Raw genomic sequence first — 17,183 nt, forward strand, 5'->3', positions numbered from 1 at the left:
CGAAAAAACGGACAGTTAGGGTAAACACGCTTCAGAAGAGCGCGCGGCGGCCCCGCTATCCGTTGAAGGAAAGAACCATGAAACTCGAAATCCAACTCGATCGGGACAGCGGCGTGCCGCTCACCGAACAGATCGTCGCTGGCGTCACCGCCTGGATCCGCTCGCGCACGGTTCACCCGGGCGCCAAGCTGCCGTCGATCCGCCAGTTTGCCGCCGACTACGCCGTTAGCCGTTTCCCCGTGATCGAGGCTTACGACCGGCTGGTGTCGCTTGGCTACGTCGACTCGCGCCACGGCTCGGGCTTCTATGTCTCCGAGCGCCAGCCGGCCAGCACGCAGTGCCAGGGCACCTCGGACCCGCGCCGCGCCGAGGACGAATCGGGGCACCTTCTGCAGCAGTTCAATCATCCGGGTGAAACGCTCAAGCTCTGCAGCGGCTTCATCCCCGACGCGTGGCGCGACATGGATAGCCTCGCGCAGGCGATCCGCCACGTATCGCGCACCGACGCCGCAAGCATGGTCGACTACGCGACCCCGCTCGGCAATCTGACCTTGCGTGAACATCTGCAAAGCCGCATCGGCCAGTTGGGAATTCAGGCAGACGCCTCGCAGATTCTGATCACGAACGGCGCGAGCCAGGCGCTCGATCTGCTGATGCGCTACATGCTCAAAGCCGGTGACACGGTATTGGTCGAAGACCCTGGTTACTACAATCTTTACGGTCTGCTGAAGCTGCACGGCGTGAAGCTGATCGGCATTCCACGCACCCACAACGGCCCCGATCTCGACGTATTGCAGGCACAGTTGCAATTGCACCGGCCGAAGCTGATGTTCATCAACACGGTGTTCCACAATCCGACCGGCACCACGGTCGCGCCGCCGGTCGCGTTCCGGCTGCTGCAACTGGCGCGCGAACACGGCTTCAAGATCATCGAAGACGACATCTACGCCGACTTCCAGAGCGACGTCACCGACCGCCTCGCGACCCTCGACCAGCTCGAGCACGTGATCTACGTGGGCGGCCTGTCGAAGACGCTGTCGTCTTCGTTGCGCATCGGCTGTGTGGTGGCAAGCCACGCGATCATCAAGGATCTGGTCGACATCAAGATGCTGACGAGCATTGGCGGGTCGCGTTTTGCCGAAGCGGTGGCGGTGTCGCTGCTGGAGCGCGGCGCGTACCGCAAGTATCTGGAGCGTCTGCGCCGCCGTATGCGCGACGCGCTCGGATCGACCATCCAGACGCTCGAAGATGCCGGCTGGGAGTTGTTCGAAAAGCCCGTCGGCGGCAAATTCGTCTGGGCACGCGTACCGCACGTCGACAACTCCGAAAGGTTCGTGGCATGTGCCGCGCCGCTCGGTGTGACCGTGATTCCCGGCAGCTATTTCCGGCCGAATACCGCAGTCAGCCCGTGGATCAGAATTCACGCGGCGTTCGGCAACGAGCCGCGCGCGCAGGCATTTTTCCATGCTGCCGTGGCGTTGCCGGCTGTGGCACGAGCGGCTTGAGCCGTCATCGTAGCTGGTGCTTATTCGCTGCGCCGGGTCCCGCTTTTCCCTAGAATAGCGACTCCCCAGTCCGTCCCTGCGCGCCCTGCCGCCCTCCATGTCCACGCCGCCGACCCTGCCCGCCTCCTCTTCCGCCCCGGCCACGCCGGCACCTTCGGCCCGCTCGCTCACGGTGATGCTGTGGCTGGTCGCCACCGGCTTCTTCATGCAGACGCTCGATTCGACCATCGTCAATACCGCGCTCCCCGCGATGGCGACGAGCCTGGGCGAGTTGCCGTTGCGCATGCAATCGGTGGTGATCGCGTATTCGTTGACCATGGCGGTGATGATCCCGGTGTCCGGCTGGCTCGCCGACAAACTCGGCACGCGGCGCGTGTTTTTCAGCGCGATCCTCGTGTTCGCGGTCGGCTCGCTGCTGTGCGCGAACGCGCATACCCTGAATCAACTGGTGATCTACCGCATCGTGCAAGGCGTGGGTGGGGCGATGTTGCTGCCGGTTGGCCGGCTCGCGGTGCTGCGCACCTTCCCGGCGGAGCGCTACTTGCCGGCTTTGTCGTTCGTGGCGATCCCGGGGCTGATCGGGCCGCTGATCGGGCCGACGCTCGGCGGCTGGCTTGTGAAGATCGCTTCGTGGCACTGGATTTTTCTGATCAACGTGCCGGTGGGGATCGTGGGTTGCATCGCCACCTTCATCTTCATGCCGGATAGCCGCAACGAGCACACCGGCAAGTTCGATCTGAAAGGCTATCTGCTGCTGATCTTCGGCATGGTCGCGATTTCGTTCGCGCTCGACGGCCGCACCGAGTTTGGTATTCAGCACGCCACCGTGCTGGTGCTGCTGATCCTGAGCCTCGCCTGCTTCGTCGCCTATGGTTTGCACGCGGTGCGCGAACCTGAACCGATTTTCTCGCTCGACCTGTTCAAGATCCACACCTTCAGCGTCGGGCTGCTCGGCAATCTGTTCGCGCGGATCGGCAGCGGCGCGATGCCGTATCTGATCCCGCTGCTATTGCAGGTGAGTCTCGGTTATAGCGCCTTCGAGGCCGGCATGATGATGCTGCCGGTAGCGGCCGCGGGCATGGCGGCCAAGCGCCTCGTCACGACACTGATCGTCAGATACAGCTACCGGCGCGTGCTGATCGTCAACACGGTGCTGGTGGGCCTGACCATGGCGAGCTTCGCGCTGACCAGCGCCGGCCAGCCGCTGTGGCTGCGGCTCGTGCAACTGGCGTTCTTCGGCGGCGTCAATTCGATGCAGTTCACCGCCATGAACACGCTAACGCTCAAGGACCTCGGCACCGGCGGCGCGAGCAGCGGCAACAGCCTGTTCTCGCTGGTGCAAATGCTGTCGATGAGTCTCGGCGTGACAGTCGCCGGCGCCTTGCTCGCGACCTTCACCGGCCTCCTGCCGCGCGTGACGGCCGCCAACTCGCTGCCCGCGTTCCATGCGACGTTCCTGTGTGTCGGCATCATCACCGCGGGCTCGTCGTGGATCTTCGCGCAACTGTCGCCGGACATCCGCACGCCCGCGAAAAAGACCGATCCCTCAGAGCGGACCTGAGTTTTGCTGCGGGCGGCGGTGTTGCTGCGGTGGACTTACTGTCGTTGACTTACTGCCTTTGACTTGCTGCCGTTGACCGTTACCCGCCACCGACCCGCAACGGGGCGCGTATCGCACCACCGATGTGCGAAGCGTCGCTTTCACGGCCGCGCTGGCGCACAATCGGCGTACCGGCCGTGGTAACCGGGCGCGCGCAGCATGTTTCCGCGTGCGCATAGTTCTTGCTCGCCTATCCTGTAAACTCTCAATTTGCGCGTGCGGACTCGTGCCGAGCATGCAGGCGCGCCGCCACTTCCAGACACGACTGACATGATGAGCATGATCGAACTCGATCCTCCCGGTTTCCAGCCACCGCGCCCGATGGCCGGCGACGAAGGCTCCCGGCGCACCGTTCTGTACGGCGGCTACACCGTCTTCAGCGTGTTCCAGCCGGTTTTCTCGGTGTCGCACCGGCGCGCGATCGGTTATCACGCTTCATTGCGCGCGCACGACGAACATGCGCTGCAAGTGCCTTCGCACGAGGTTTTCACGCAGGCGGCACGGCGCGGCGACCTGCTGGAACTGGGACGGCTCGCCGAATCGCTGCATCTGGGCAATTTCAACGCATTCGACAGTCACGACGAATGGCTTTTCCTCAGCCTGCACCCGGCGGCGTTGATGGACACCAGTTACGGCGACGCGCTGCTCGCCGGCCTCAAGGCGCTGGGCTTGCCGCCGCAACGGGTGGTGCTGGAAGTATCCGAGCAGGCGGGTGGCGAAACCACGCGCTTCGCCGAGATCATCGACGCGTTGCGCAAATCCGGTTTCCTGATCGCGCTGGACGGCTTTGGCGCGAAGCATTCGAACATCGATCGCGTGTGGAATCTGCGCCCGGACATCGTCACGCTCGACCGCTGCATCCTCGCGCAGGCAAGCGAGCACTCGCATATCGAACGCGTGCTGCCGGGCCTCGTCTCGCTGCTGCACGAATCCGGTCAACTCGTACTGATGGGCGGCCTGAGCACCGAGCGCGATGCGCTGATTGCGCTCGAATGCAACGTCGATTTCGTACAGGGCGCGTTCTTCGCGGGCCCGAGCGTCGAGCCGGTGAAACCGCAAGCGGCGGCCGGTCTGATGGACTCGCTCTCCGCAGCGCTGCGCGAGCGGGTTGCCGCGCGCGAACGCGCACAGTCCACGCGGCTCGCGCCTTACGTCAAGGCACTGGAAACGGCGGCCGCCCAACTCGTGGCCGGCGAATCGGTTACCGAGGCGAGCGCGCCGTTGCTCGCGCTCGGTGAAACGGCACGCTGCTTCGTGCTCGACGGCTCCGGGCGGCAAATCGGCGACAACGTACTGCCGCCGGGCCGTACTTCGCAACGCGCGAAGCGCTTCCGGCCCTTGCTGCATTCGGAAGGCGCGAGTTGGGAACGCCGGCCGTATTTCATTCAGGCCATGCGCGTGCCCGATCAGGTGCACCTCACGCCGCCTTACCTGTCGATCAACGAAGCGCACCTGTGCGTGACGGCTTCGATCGCCGCGCATACGCCGCACGGCACCCAGGTGCTATGCGTCGATATCAACTGGGAAGTCGCTGCGCATCGTAATTGACACGGCAGCGTGGTGCTGGATTCGCGCGAGCAGCTTCGCGATGGCCGCGCGTCCCAGCACGCGATTGACTGCCTGCAACCGCGCCGCGCGGGTGACGGCGCGCAACGCGACGATTTTGACCGAGCCGTCCGCAAGAATCCGCGTGGACACGTCGATGACACCGACGACCTCGCCTGCGAAGAGCAGCGCAATACCCATTGCGCCTTCCACTGACACCGTCTCTGCATGGCTCGCCCGCTGCGCGAGCGCTATCACCGTATCCCCCCAGCCCACAGGGGCCCGTTCCTGCGTGCACACCGGCGCGTCGCTGACGACTTCCGGCGCGTCGCTAAAGAGTTGCAGCAAACCCACCCGATCCTGTGCCTCCAGCGCGGCGCGCAAGCGCTCGACGACCCGCGCGTGCGCGGCGGGATCGGGCCGTCCAAGCGGCTCGCCCTCACGCTGCAAACGCGCTTTGGCCCGGTGGACCATCTGACGGCAAGCGGCCGGCGTGCGCTCGAGGATTTTCGCAATCTCCGCGTAGTCGCAATCGAAAGCCTCGTGCAGCACGAATGCTGCCCGCTCGTCGGGCTTCAAACGCTCGAGCAGCAGCATCACACCGTACGACATCTGCGCCGCACGCAAGACCAGGTCCTCCGCCGATGGCGCCACCTCGTCAAGCCAGGGCTCCGGCAACCAGCCCGCAGGCCGCGACGCGCGTTCGCGCTGAACGTGGCGCAACCGATCGATGGCCGCGCGCGTGGTGATCGTGGTGAGCCAGGCGGCCGGTGCCCGCACCTCGCTCGTATCGGCGAGATGCCATTTGAGCCAGACGTCCTGCACCACGTCTTCCGCGTCGGCGCGGCTGCCGAGCATCCGGTACGCCAGCGCGACCAGGCGGGCGCGCGCCGCCTCGAAACGGGATGCCTTGTCGATTGCCTGTTCCGTCATGCGTACACCTCCAGATCTGCATCCTTTCCAGCTTGACGCCCGAGCCCTCGCCGATGTGACAGGCCGGCGAAAAAATATTCCCGTCACACGGCCGCCCTCCCCCTCGTCATACGGACAACAACCCGCGCAAACGGCGCGTGGCGGTTCGAATCGGTCAACGCACCGTGCCGCTTGCTGCTGCCGGCAACCTACTTACCGTCCCAAACGAGGTAAACATGCATTCCAGCTATCCTGCCATCACCGGCCTCGGCCTCGTGCCCACCGTGATCGAACAGTCCGGCCGCGGCGAGCGCGCCTATGACATTTATTCGCGTCTGCTACGCGAACGGATCGTCTTTCTGGTCGGCCCGGTGAATGAACAGTCGGCGAGTCTGATCGTCGCCCAATTGCTGTTCCTGGAATCCGAGAATCCCGACAAGGATATTTCCTTTTACATCAACTCGCCGGGCGGCTCAGTGTACGACGGCCTCGCCATCTACGACACGATGCAATTCATCAAGCCCGAAGTGTCGACCTTGTGCACCGGCTTTGCCGCCAGCATGGGAACGTTTTTGCTGACCGCCGGACAACGCGGCAAACGCTTCGCGCTGCCGAACGCGCGCATCATGATTCACCAGCCGTCCGGCGGCAGCCAGGGCACCGCCGCGGACGTCGAAATCCAGGCGAGAGAGGTGCTCTACCAACGCCAACGCCTCAACGCGATGATGGCCGAGTGCACCGGGCGCAGCATCGAAGATATCGTCCGCGACACCGACCGCGACAACTTCATGTCCGCCCACGACGCCAAAGCGTATGGCCTCGTCGACGAGGTGCTGGAAACACGCGCGCAACACAAAAGCTGATCGCCGGCGCCGGAATCGCTATCATGGTCGCGATTCGTCGAATTCGACGATCGCTTCAATGGAGATATTCATGGCGTCATCCAACGAAACCGTCAGCATGGCGCTATTTTGCGACTTCGAAAACGTGGCGCTCGGTGTGCGCGACGCGAAGTACGACAAGTTCGACATCAAGCTGGTGCTCGAACGTCTGTTGCTCAAGGGCAGCATTGTCGTGAAGAAAGCGTATTGCGACTGGGACCGCTACAAGAGCTTCAAAGGCGCTATGCACGAGGCCAATTTCGAGTTGATCGAGATTCCGCACTTGCGCCAGTCAGGCAAGAATTCAGCCGACATCCGGCTCGTAGTCGACGCGCTCGACCTCTGCTATACGAAATCGCATGTCAACACGTTCGTGATCATCAGCGGCGACTCGGACTTCTCGCCGCTGGTGTCGAAGCTGCGCGAGAACAACAAGCAGGTGATCGGCGTCGGCGTGCAGCAATCCACCTCCGATCTGCTGATCGCCAACTGCGACGAGTTCTTCTTTTACGACGACCTCGTGCGCGAAAGTCAGCGCACGGTCGCCAAACGGGAATCGTCGCGCCCACAGCAGGCCGCGCAGCAGACTGCCAAACGCGCGCCCGACGAAGAAAAGTCGCGCAACAAGGAAGACCTCGAAAAGCGCCGCACCAAGGCGGTCGAGATCGCGGTGCAAACGTTCGACGCGCTCGCGTCCGAACGTGGCGACAGCGGCAAGATCTGGGCCTCGGTGCTGAAGAACGCGATCAAGCGCCGCAAGCCGGATTTCAACGAGACGTACTACGGGTTCCGCGCGTTCGGCAATCTGCTGGAAGAGGCACAGGCGCGCGGACTGCTCGAGTTCGGCCGCGATGAGAAGTCGGGTGCGTACGTTTACCGGGGCACGGCTGCGAACGTGGTCGTTGAGAACGTGACCGAGCCGCCCGGAGCGGGTGAATCGGGTGAATCGGTGGAACAGGTCGTTGAGGCCCAATTCGCCGACACCGTAGTGGGCGAATCGGGCAACAAACACGAGTCGCGCCGCAGAACCCGTGGCAATCGCAAGGCGGGTCGTGGCCAGCAGGAAACGGCGCACGAAGAACGCGCGACGTTCGAGCGCGGCAGCCGCGCGCGAGGTCCCGCGGAAGAACAGGCAATGCACGCGCCTGCGCCGTTGGCCGACGATGCCGTTTTCGAGCGGCCAGAAGCCGCCTGGGCAGAACCGGAGGCCTTCGCAGCGGAACCCGTCGCGCCGGCCGTGGAAGAAGCGCAGGAAGCGAACGGCGCTCAACCGAAGCGCCGCAAGGAACGCGCACCGCGCAAGACGGCCGCGAAGAAAACGAAGAAGGCAAGCCCGCGAACGATCGACGAAGTGCCGGAAATCGCCGCGCCTGCCGAAGCACCGGCCGCGTCTGTCGCCGAAGAAAAACCGCCTGCCGCTGCCAAAAAGGCAGCGCGCAAAGCGGCTCCGCGCAGTCGCCGGCCACGCAAGACAGCGGCAACGAGCGACGCGGAATAAGCCCCTCGCATTGCGTGACATGGACTGGCACTCACGCAATGCGAGCGCCGCAACGCCGCCTACAGCAAACCGAACACCGCCACTCCGTTGGTCGCGCCGACATACACTTTGCCGCGCGCGATCATCGGCGTGATGAACTTGTTGCCCGCTCCCCATTGGTCGCGCGTGCCGGCCTGATTGCTGTTGTACAACTCGTTCGCGAGATTGCTTGCGTTGTACGCGTGCAAGGCGCCCGTCGTGCCGTTTTCCGCCGCCCAGACGATGCCGTTGCTGGTGCCGTTGGCCGACACGGCCGGTGTCGCGCCAGGATAGGCAAAGGTCGTAGCGCTCTTCGATGCGGCGGTGGTGGCGAGATACGCACCCGATACCGGCAACGCTTTCAGGTTGTCGTTCCAGCCGCCGTAGTACACCACGCCGGCGTAATAAGCCGGCGATCCCCAGATGCCGCCGGCAAGCGTGCCGGTCAACACCTGCCAGATGTTGTTCGCGGTCGGACTGAACTTGCCCATCGAGTCGCGATCGACGACATAGATCAGATTGTCCTTGCCCGCCGCCACCGCCAGATGCTTGACGACGCCGCTCGCGGTCGTCTGATCCGGTAACAGCATCACACCGCCCGAACCGAAATCGTTGTCGGCGTTTGCCTCGGCCACGACGTTATCCATCGCGAAGTAATCGGTGACCTGCAGATTGCCCGTCGATAGCTTCATCAGCGAGTTGCCGAAGTCACCGTCGACCGGAAAGCCCTGCGCGTTGAGCGTGGTGCCGAACGTGCCGTTGCCGTCCACGACGTAAACCGAGGTGCCGTCCGACGCCATCCCCGACCCGGCCATCCAGATCGATCCCTGACTGCCATTCGGCGTGATATTGAGGACGCTGGTCTGCCGCAGCGTGTCGGCGCTATAGGCCATCAGCCAGCCGGTATACGCACCCGCCATGCAATGCGAGGTCCAGCCCATATAGAGGTTGCCGCCAACCAGCGTGAGCGCCGCGCGCTCGGTATGCTGTGCCGGATTGAAAGTAATCACGCCGTTGACGCTGCCCGCGCCGTTGCCAGGGTAGGTCGCCGCGATCTCGGTCGGACCGCCCAGCATGTCGGCGCCAGTCGTCAGGTCGAGTGCATGCAGGCGGTGATGGTATGCACCGCTGCTGTCTTTGGTCATCGCCACGGCATAAAGGACGCCGTTCGGGCCGCGATTGCGGTCGATCACCGGTGTCGATGTAATGCCGATTTCCGGTGTGAAGTCCGGACAACTAAAGTCATCGCTGGGTGTTTCGCCGTTGCCCATCAGCGAAACTTTCCACAATTGCGCGAAGGTCGTAGCGTCATAGGCGTACACGCTGTCGTGTTCGGTCGCCACGTAGACCACGTCGTGGGGGGTGCCGCCGATCGACAGACTGGTGACGAAGAGCGGCTGCGCGTCAACCTTGCCGTCCGCGGGAAGAAACGCGATTTTGCCGAAGCTCGCCGAATTGACGTTCGCGAGCGTGAGGGTCGTCTCGGCAAGCATCTGGCCAGTGCGAGCGAGATCGTTGTGATGCATCAGCACGTCGGTCGCGTAGGCCGTCGTGCCCGAGGGCATGCCGCCTGAACCGGCTGAGCCGGTTGAGCCGGTCCCACTCGTGCTGCCGCCTGTTGTCGAGCCGCCGCCATTGGTGCCGCTGCCGGCGCCCGAACCCGAGAGCGTGCCCGACCCGCTTCCTGAGCCACCACCGCATGAAAGAAAGAAGACGACAACGAATGCAATCGCCAGCCACTCACACACCCGGGACACTACACTCGGACTGAACGTGCCGGTTCGCGGTCGCTGCATGGTCGCCTCGCTTGCACGATGCCCGGCCGACTCCCAATGTTCAGGCTACGTCGCGCGGCGAAGTCAGAAACGGCGTCTGTCGGCAGGGGCGGAGTGGCATTCGCGGGCTGCGCGGCACCGCCGGATAGCGGCGACCCAGCCCTCGATCCAAACCTACGCCGTTTGCCAGGCGCTGAGCCGCCATGGTGTCGTGTCTTTCCGCCAGACATGACAAAAGCTTTACAGCAACAAGCTTGCCTGGTACCCGGCGCAAACACTTCGCCCCGGTTAAGCGAGGCAGCCGACCTCAGTAGTAAGGATAAGGCGCGTATATCACCGGGGGCGGCGCGACATATCTCGGCGGCGGCGCGTAGTAGTACGGCTGCGGCGCGTAATAGGCCGGCTGCGGCGGCTGCGAGATCGTGTTGCCTTTCGAGGTCATGCACTGCGCGTAGGAGGCGTCGTAGCGGGCCTGCAAACCCGCGGCCGAATACTGGGCGCTATTCGCGCCGTTCGCGCCGCCGAGCAACAGCCCGCTGCCGGCGCCGATCGCCGCGCCCGCCCCGGCATTGCCCGCCGCCGCGCCGATCAGTGCGCCGACCGCCGCGCCGCCGAGCGTGCCGATCGCCGCGCTGTTCACGCTGTTCGTGGTTGCCGCCTGCGACGCGGTGCCGTTCGGATCCGTCGAGCGACTCGCGTAGTCGCGGCATGCATAGTCGTCCTGCTGGAACTGGCCGAGCGGCTCGCCGCTGCGCGGCAGGGCAACCACGCTCGGACCGCTCGGCGGCATCACCGCGCAACCACCGAGCGCAAGCGCGACGGCCGCGGCAGGTATGGCGATGCTTATCGACTTGGTACTGGAGATCATGTTGGTACGCTTCAAGGACGTTGGAATTTAAACGTTAGGCCAATCGCTACCGTCCTTGGTTACCAGATCGTTACAGAAAGTTTTTCGCTTACATTCGGACTTTGACCTGGACGTCGCCCCGGACGTCGACCCGAACTTCGGCCCGCGGCATGGCCTGCGCACTATGCCACCGTGCGGGAATGACGGCTCGCTCGCCGCTCCGGCGACGTCATATGAGGTAATGCTTGTAAGCGTGACGGCAACCTGATTTCACACCATCCGGCCTAAACTGGCCGACACCAGCGTGGCACCTGCGTCGCGCGATCGGACCGTCGAAGCATGCCGCCGCGAATCGCACGGCAACCCCGCCAAACATGCGCTCACCCATGGCTCGTGCCGCGTCAATCCATGCATTAGAGAAAGAGGATCACTCGATGAACCGGCTTGTTTTCGTAGTAGCGGCGGCTTGCGCCGGTTGCATATCGCCCGCCTTCGCGCAGTCGGACGCGCCGCTGACGAGCAGTGTGCTCGTCGCGCCGACCACGACATTTCCCAGTGCCTCGATCGCGCAGAATTTTCAGTACATGAATCACCCGCCGCCGCCGCCCGCGCCGGCAAGCACGGTTGCATCCACCGGCGGCGGCCGCGGTCACCGGCATCGGCAGATGTCGACGGATTCCGATTCGACCGGGGCCGCTTCCACGCAACCTTGATGGATGTCCGCACGCTCTGAATCCGAGTTGGACACGGATCCGCCGGGCTCACCGCAGTTACCAACTGTGACAAAGCTTGCACTCGGCGCCAGCCCGGCAGACTCCGACCTGACAGTTGTTTCCCGCCCCAATGCCGGGTAACCGCCGGAAAAACATCCGTAACCCATCAATCGAAGCCCTTCCCCGGCATCGTCATACCCTCCCCGCCTGTTGTCGCGCTGACGATCGCTGATGAACCCTTCGCGTCCCTTTATCGACCGCCCCGTCGCCAACAGCGTGGCGAGTCCGTTGGAACGGCAGTTGGGGACCATTGCCGACGTGACCGACATGACCTCGCAAAGCTCCGTCGGCGGCAACCGTTTGCGCCTGGGATTGGGCGCGGCGGGCGGACGTTCGCGCATCAGTGCGCAGCGGTAGCGCGCTCGCCTCTAACGGACGCTCTCCCGTGAACCTGCTCGCACCACGCCAGCCAGGCGCCGCGATAAACGGCCTCGACGTGGTGCGCAAAACGCGCGCCGTCCATCAACGGCGAAGCAGCGAGCCGCGCCCGCAGGTTTACCCGCATCTCGCCCAGCCGCGGCAGATCGCGCACCAACTGAACCGCGGTCTCGACAAACCGTGCGTCGCTATCCGCCGCGAGTTCGCGCAGACCCAGATTTTCCAGCTGGCTCAACCCCGCGCGACCCACCGACGTGCCGCCGACCCGAGTAACGACAGGAATGCCCATCCAGTACGAGTCAAGGCTCGTCGTATGGCCGTTGTACGGAAACGTGTCGAGCCCGACATCGATCTGGTGATACGTGCGCAGATAGTCCGCGCGTGGCCGGAACGGCGTAAAAGAAACCCGCTCCGCGCTTATCCCATGGCGTCCGAGCCGCTCGAGCAGACTCGCACGGGCCGCGCCATCCGGGGCCATCAGCAGGAGCCGGGCCTCCGTCACCTCGCGCATCACGCCGCCCCACAGTCTGAACGTCGCGTCGCTCAGCTTGCACGGGTTATTCAGGCAGCCGAAGGTCGGATAGCCGTTCGATAACGCGGGTAACGCGTTGACCTGCGGCGTATCGGTCAACGGGTCATAGCACCAGAACGAATCCGGCAGACGGATCGACTGTTCGCTGTACTGTGCATCCGTGCCGGCCGGGTCGAGCCATGAGTCGGTCAGCCGATAGTCGATTGCCTCGATGCCGGTAGTCCCCGGATAAGCCAGCCACGCAATCTGCACCGGCGCTGGTTTGCGCGCGAACAGCAGCGGACGGCCGTCCGCCATGTGCATGGTCAGGTCGACCAGAATGTCGATGCCGTCGTCCCGAATCACCCGTGCAAGCCGCTCGTCGTCGAGTTCGCGTACGTCGCGCCATACGTCGGCATGACGGGCCAGGCGCTGCGTCTGGTCGTCCGGCCGCGTGACGCTCGCATAACAGAACACCTCGAACTGAGCGTGGTCGTGATGCGACAGAAGCGGCAGCGTGAACAGCGTCTGGCAGTGTTCACGGAAATCCGGCGACACGTAGCCGATACGCAGGCGGCGCGACGCTGTCGCATCGTTCGAATGCGGTTCATGCGTGTCGCGATAAGGCGCCTCGTGCTGTGCGGACCATCGGCGGCATTCGTCCAGCAGCGGCTGGGGTTGCTCTGCCTGAAAGGTCAACGCATAAGCGAGGTTGCTGTGCGCAACGACGTTCGATGGATCGCACGCGAGCGCGCGGCGATAACAGTCGATGCCGTTGTCGAGGCGCCCCTGGTCCTTGAGCACGTTGCCCAGGTTGTTGTGCGTGACGGCGTAGTGCGGGTCGACGATAAGCGCCTCGTGCAAATGAGATTCCGCTTCGGCAAAGCGGCCAAGCGTGCGCATCAGCGTAGCGGCATTGTTGAGCGCGGCCACAAAACCGGGGCGCAGGCGAATCGCCGCGTCGAACGCCTGCGCCGCCTCCTCGCGCGCGCCCGACTCCTGGTAGACGATACCCAGATTGTTGTACGCATCGGCGTGAGCAGGCGCCTGCTCGATCGCGCGCCGATAGGCAAGCACCGCTTCGCGCCGCCGGCCTAGCGCATGCAGCGCGTTGCCCAGGTTGTATGCGGCTTCGGGGAACGCGGGGTCCAACGCGAACGCACGTGCCAGCAACACGGCACTCGACTCGAACTCGCCGCGCCGGTGCAGCGCGACACCCAGGTTCACGAGGCCGCACGGCGAATCGGGCGCCGCGCGCACCGCCGCTTCGAGCAGGGTCACGGCTTCGTCCAGACGGCCGGCCGCCTCGAGCAGCGTGCCGAGATTCGTCAGGGCGTTGGCATCGCCGGGTTGCGCTGTGATCGCGCGGCGGTATGCGGCTTCGGCCGCCTTCGCGCCGCCCTGCTGCCGGTAGCAGTTGCCCAGGTTGTTAAGCGCGTCGATGTGGTTCGGCTCGAGCGCCAGCAACGATTCGTAGGTCTCGATCGCGGCCGCATCTTCACCGGCCGATTGCAACGCCGCAGCGAGCGCGAACAGTGTGTCGGTGGAATTGGCGTCGAATGACAACGCTTGCAGATAGGCGTCGATCGCCTCGGCGAACCGCTGGGCCGCGGCAAAGACTTGTCCGCGAACGAAGTGATATCGCGCGTTGTCAGGCGCACGCGTCAGCGCCCTATCGAGCCAGGCGAGCGCGGCGTCGTACGCGCCACCTTGCATGTCGAGCACACCGAGACGGAGCATCACGTTCGCGTCGTCGGGCGCAATCGCGAGTGCGGCTTCGTACAGCGCGCGCGCATGGCCGAACTCACCCGCGAGATGATGTGCCGTCGCGCGTTCCAGAATCTGAGTGGTTTCCATCATGCCCCGCGGATGAACTGCTATTTCGTCGTCGATCTCACGTCGACCCGGACCTTTCGTCCGCATCACGTCGATGTGATGCCGTCGCGCGGGACAGCCCGCTGGCTGCGCGACGGGGGATAAACGTCAGCGAACGATAACGAGCCAGTTCTTACCGATGTTTACCGGTGCTCACCGTCAGAAACATGTTGCAATGCATTGACGCCGGGGCCGGCGCAACGGCGGAACGTCGTGGAAACCTCGGCGGCGCGGGGCTGTAAGCATGCATGGCAGGCGTGCCGGGCATACCCGGTACGGCGCTCGCTATGCTCAGAGGATGAGGGCGGAGAGGACGAGTCTTTCGATGGTGAGACCGGGAGCTTTCGACAAGACCGCATCCTCAATTCGGAATGCCGACGAAACTTTCCAGCCGAAAGAAATCTTCAGTAATTCGACAGTAACAATGGACGTAAATCGGTAAACATTCGACGTGCGAATACGACAGACAGCATGAAATGCGCGAATCCGCTCTATCGGATTCAATGTATTTACTTGGCCGGTGATTCGACCAGCAACTGGCCGCACCAACTTGCGAAGCGCCCAAAAAACAGAAAGCCCTCGCGAAGGAGGGCTTTCTGTTTTACTACTTTTTCAGACTTGATCGCAGCGATCAATCCGGATTTGCAACTTACCTGGAAATCCGAACTATCTCGTCACGCTGCAACCGGCAATCTCACGCGAAATTCTTCGACGCGAATTCCCAGTTGACGATGTTCCAGTACGCTTCAACGAACTTCGGACGCAGATTGCGGTAGTCGATGTAGTACGCGTGTTCCCACACGTCGATCGTCAGGAGCGCCTTCGCATCCGTGGTCAGCGGCGTAGCGGCGTTGCTCGTCGACACCAGGTCGAGCGAACCGTCGGCCTTCTTCACCAGCCATGCCCAGCCCGAGCCGAACGTGCCGACTGCGGTCTTGGCGAATTCTTCCTTGAACTTGTCGAACGAACCCCACTTGGCGTTGATCGCGTCAGCCAGTGCGCCGGTCGGCGCACCGCCGCCTTGCGGCGACAGGCTGTTCCAGAAGAACGTGTGGTTCCACACTTGAGCAGCGTTGTTGAAGATGCCGCCCGATGCCTTCTTGACGATCTCTTCGAGCGACAGGTTCTCGAACTCCGTGCCCTTGATCAGATTGTTCAGGTTAGTCACATAGGTCTGATGGTGCTTGCCGTAGTGATAGTCGAGCGTCTCTTCCGACATGTGCGGAACGAGTGCGTTTCTGGCAAACGGCAGCGGCGGGAGCGTATGTTCCATGGTGCTTTCCTTCAGTCTGTATCTGTTGTGGGGGAGTCTGCGGGATAACGCTATTGAGCACTCGATTGTAGGCGAGTTGGAATAACCCCGCAAACCAACGGACTTTATGTCCGGCATCGGCGAACTTGCCGCACACATAGCGTAATTCGTGCCTTCGCACGAGTTGTGCCCGCCGCATGCGGATGTCGAAAAGACGCCTCGGACGGCTGCCGGCGACCGGTCAGAAAGCGTCGGTCAGACGCGGCTGCACATCGGCGAGCGCAATGTCCGCGGCCCCTTCCGCGAGATGCACCGTCAGGCGCCGCCCCGGTTTCAGCGACGACGGAGCGCGCACCGCGCGACCGCTCTGTGCGTCGAGCACGGCGGCATAGCCGCGCTCCAGCGTGCGCTTCGGACTCAACACTTCGAGCCGCGCGGCCAGCGTGTCGATCCGCGCGGCCTGACGTTCATGCTGGCGTAACAATGCCGCGTCGAGACGTTGCGAAAGGCTGCCGAGTTTCGCCTGATGCGCGGCGAGATCGGGACGCCAGCGCTGCCAGCGCATCTGCAACAGAGAAAAGCGCGCTCGGGCGTCACGCACCGGACGCGCCCCCGCCGATGCCAGCCGCACGCTCAATTGCTGCAAATGGGTGCGCTGCCGCGCGAGCCGCTCGGCCGGCGATACGAGCCGCCGCGCGAGCCAGTCGAGTTGCTGGGCGCGCCGCTCCATCATGCGGCCAAAACCGCGGGCGAGCGTCGCATGCCGGTGATCGAGTTCGCGCAGCAACAGCACGCGCTGCGGGCTGACGAGTTCGGCGGCGCCGGTGGGCGTCGGCGCGCGCACGTCGGCGGCAAAGTCGGCGATCGTAAAATCGGTTTCGTGCCCCACGCCGCTCACCACCGGAATGGCGCTTTCGGCGATCGCGCGCGCCAGCACTTCTTCGTTGAACGCCCACAGGTCTTCAATCGAGCCGCCGCCGCGGCACACGATCAGCACATCGACTTCGCGCCGCGCGTTGGCCGCGTCGACCATGTCGGCCAGCTTGGCGCTCACGCCCACACCCTGCACCGGCGCCGGATAGACGATCACCGGAATATGCGGCGCGCGGCGCGACAAGGTGGTCAGGACGTCGCGCAGTGCCGCTGCCTGGAGCGATGTCACGATGCCTATCGCACGCGGATGCGCCGGCAACGCGCGTTTGCGCTCGGCGGCAAAGAGACCCTCGGCTTCGAGTTGCGCCTTCAGTTTGAGAAAGGCTTCGTAAAGACGCCCTTGCCCGGTGCGGCGCACCGCTTCCACATTGAGTTGCAGTTCGCCGCGCGGCTCATACATGGTCACCAGCGCGCGCACTTCGATGCGATCGCCTTCACGCGGCGTGAACTCGGCGTATTGCGCGCGGCCGCGGAACATCACGCAGCGCATCTGCGCCTGAGCGTCCTTGATCGAGAAATACCAATGGCCGCTCGCGGCACGGGTGAAGTTCGACACTTCTCCCGCCACCCAGACGAGCGGAAACGAGCGTTCGAGCATCGTGCCGATCGCCCGGTTGAGCGCTGAAACGGGGACGACGACTTCACCGCCGGGCGTAGCCGACGAAGCAAAAGGGCTTTCGGAATTCATGCGAGGAATATCTGTGACTGGCCGGACAGACGATAGACCGAGTGGCCAGCGGCGTCCAGCGCGGCGGCCAAATTGTTAAAAGTGTCCACATGCCGGGACCCATTAGACAAATACCGTCCAGATCGCCCGCCGGACCGCGCGAATTGGAAGCATGTCGTTGATTTATATGGCATTTACATCTCATTAAAGAGA

General features: G+C 63.8%; 13 protein-coding genes. 7 read left to right on the plus strand and 6 right to left on the minus strand.

From position 1 onward, the window contains the following. Positions 1 to 77: 77 nt before the first annotated feature. The 3 genes from AC57B6_RS31330 to AC57B6_RS31340 all read left to right on the plus strand — a co-directional run bounded on the left by AC57B6_RS31330 (position 78) and on the right by AC57B6_RS31340 (position 4,653). Positions 78 to 1,505, plus strand: coding sequence for an aminotransferase-like domain-containing protein (locus AC57B6_RS31330; protein ID WP_028197920.1), 1,428 nt, complete (start codon positions 78 to 80; stop codon positions 1,503 to 1,505). 97 nt (positions 1,506 to 1,602) lie between these two features. Beyond that, positions 1,603 to 3,066 (plus strand): multidrug transporter subunit MdtD, encoded by a 1,464-nt coding sequence (gene mdtD, locus AC57B6_RS31335; protein ID WP_030101126.1) that lies wholly within the window; start codon positions 1,603 to 1,605, stop codon positions 3,064 to 3,066. A gap of 312 nt (positions 3,067 to 3,378) precedes the next feature. After that, positions 3,379 to 4,653, plus strand: coding sequence for an EAL domain-containing protein (locus AC57B6_RS31340; RefSeq protein WP_028197922.1), 1,275 nt, complete (start codon positions 3,379 to 3,381; stop codon positions 4,651 to 4,653). Here the strand turns inward: AC57B6_RS31340 and AC57B6_RS31345 are convergent. Further along, positions 4,609 to 5,583 (minus strand): sigma-70 family RNA polymerase sigma factor, encoded by a 975-nt coding sequence (locus AC57B6_RS31345; protein WP_046567928.1) that lies wholly within the window; start codon positions 5,581 to 5,583, stop codon positions 4,609 to 4,611. The genes AC57B6_RS31340 and AC57B6_RS31345 overlap by 45 nt on opposite strands. A 215-nt stretch (positions 5,584 to 5,798) precedes the next feature. On the opposite strand from AC57B6_RS31345, the gene clpP reads away from it, so the two are divergent. Together clpP and AC57B6_RS31355 are read left to right on the plus strand one after the other, a co-directional pair. Next, positions 5,799 to 6,425 (plus strand): ATP-dependent Clp endopeptidase proteolytic subunit ClpP, encoded by a 627-nt coding sequence (gene clpP / locus AC57B6_RS31350; RefSeq protein WP_028197924.1) that lies wholly within the window; start codon positions 5,799 to 5,801, stop codon positions 6,423 to 6,425. A 70-nt stretch (positions 6,426 to 6,495) separates the two neighbouring features. Beyond that, the gene (locus tag AC57B6_RS31355; RefSeq protein ID WP_496422782.1) at positions 6,496 to 7,941 is read left to right on the plus strand and encodes an NYN domain-containing protein; all 1,446 of its coding nucleotides are present in this window, start codon (positions 6,496 to 6,498) and stop codon (positions 7,939 to 7,941) included. A gap of 59 nt (positions 7,942 to 8,000) precedes the next feature. On the opposite strand, the gene AC57B6_RS31360 is transcribed toward AC57B6_RS31355, so the two are convergent. Next, on the minus strand, positions 8,001 to 9,755 hold the full coding sequence (locus AC57B6_RS31360; RefSeq protein WP_496422783.1) for a PQQ-binding-like beta-propeller repeat protein: 1,755 nt from the start codon (positions 9,753 to 9,755) through the stop codon (positions 8,001 to 8,003). A 286-nt stretch (positions 9,756 to 10,041) separates the two neighbouring features. After that, positions 10,042 to 10,602 (minus strand): glycine zipper family protein, encoded by a 561-nt coding sequence (locus AC57B6_RS31365; RefSeq protein WP_028197927.1) that lies wholly within the window; start codon positions 10,600 to 10,602, stop codon positions 10,042 to 10,044. A gap of 413 nt (positions 10,603 to 11,015) precedes the next feature. Between AC57B6_RS31365 and AC57B6_RS31370 the strand changes: the two genes are divergently transcribed. Further along, positions 11,016 to 11,294, plus strand: coding sequence for a hypothetical protein (locus AC57B6_RS31370; protein WP_028197928.1), 279 nt, complete (start codon positions 11,016 to 11,018; stop codon positions 11,292 to 11,294). A 231-nt stretch (positions 11,295 to 11,525) separates the two neighbouring features. Further along, positions 11,526 to 11,711, plus strand: a complete 186-nt coding sequence (locus tag AC57B6_RS31375; protein WP_028197929.1) for a hypothetical protein — start codon at positions 11,526 to 11,528, stop codon at positions 11,709 to 11,711. Here the strand turns inward: AC57B6_RS31375 and AC57B6_RS31380 are convergent. The 3 genes from AC57B6_RS31380 to xseA all read right to left on the minus strand — a co-directional run bounded on the left by AC57B6_RS31380 (position 11,695) and on the right by xseA (position 16,991). Next, positions 11,695 to 14,103, minus strand: a complete 2,409-nt coding sequence (locus AC57B6_RS31380) for a tetratricopeptide repeat protein (protein ID WP_496422784.1) — start codon at positions 14,101 to 14,103, stop codon at positions 11,695 to 11,697. The two genes, AC57B6_RS31375 and AC57B6_RS31380, sit on opposite strands and share 17 nt — an antisense overlap. Before the next feature lie 709 nt (positions 14,104 to 14,812). Then, a complete protein-coding gene (locus AC57B6_RS31385) occupies positions 14,813 to 15,391 on the minus strand; it encodes a superoxide dismutase (protein WP_028197930.1) in 579 nt (192 codons plus the stop codon). Positions 15,392 to 15,611: 220 nt separating this feature from the next. Further along, positions 15,612 to 16,991, minus strand: a complete 1,380-nt coding sequence (xseA, locus tag AC57B6_RS31390) for an exodeoxyribonuclease VII large subunit (RefSeq protein ID WP_030101119.1) — start codon at positions 16,989 to 16,991, stop codon at positions 15,612 to 15,614. Positions 16,992 to 17,183: the final 192 nt, after the last annotated feature.

This window comes from Paraburkholderia sp. BGA-UO-ETr-F12 (assembly GCF_059567945.1).

Coding starts and splice junctions, on each gene's coding strand:
- AC57B6_RS31370 (WP_028197928.1), top strand. CDS start 11,016: ATGAACCGGCTTGTTTTCGTAGTAGCGGCGGCTTGCGCCGGTTGCATA.
- AC57B6_RS31365 (WP_028197927.1), bottom strand. CDS start 10,602: ATGATCTCCAGTACCAAGTCGATAAGCATCGCCATACCTGCCGCGGCC.
- AC57B6_RS31355 (WP_496422782.1), top strand. CDS start 6,496: ATGGCGTCATCCAACGAAACCGTCAGCATGGCGCTATTTTGCGACTTC.
- AC57B6_RS31380 (WP_496422784.1), bottom strand. CDS start 14,103: ATGATGGAAACCACTCAGATTCTGGAACGCGCGACGGCACATCATCTC.
- AC57B6_RS31345 (WP_046567928.1), bottom strand. CDS start 5,583: ATGACGGAACAGGCAATCGACAAGGCATCCCGTTTCGAGGCGGCGCGC.
- mdtD (WP_030101126.1), top strand. CDS start 1,603: ATGTCCACGCCGCCGACCCTGCCCGCCTCCTCTTCCGCCCCGGCCACG.
- AC57B6_RS31360 (WP_496422783.1), bottom strand. CDS start 9,755: ATGCAGCGACCGCGAACCGGCACGTTCAGTCCGAGTGTAGTGTCCCGG.
- AC57B6_RS31375 (WP_028197929.1), top strand. CDS start 11,526: ATGAACCCTTCGCGTCCCTTTATCGACCGCCCCGTCGCCAACAGCGTG.
- AC57B6_RS31330 (WP_028197920.1), top strand. CDS start 78: ATGAAACTCGAAATCCAACTCGATCGGGACAGCGGCGTGCCGCTCACC.
- clpP (WP_028197924.1), top strand. CDS start 5,799: ATGCATTCCAGCTATCCTGCCATCACCGGCCTCGGCCTCGTGCCCACC.
- xseA (WP_030101119.1), bottom strand. CDS start 16,991: ATGAATTCCGAAAGCCCTTTTGCTTCGTCGGCTACGCCCGGCGGTGAA.
- AC57B6_RS31340 (WP_028197922.1), top strand. CDS start 3,379: ATGAGCATGATCGAACTCGATCCTCCCGGTTTCCAGCCACCGCGCCCG.
- AC57B6_RS31385 (WP_028197930.1), bottom strand. CDS start 15,391: ATGGAACATACGCTCCCGCCGCTGCCGTTTGCCAGAAACGCACTCGTT.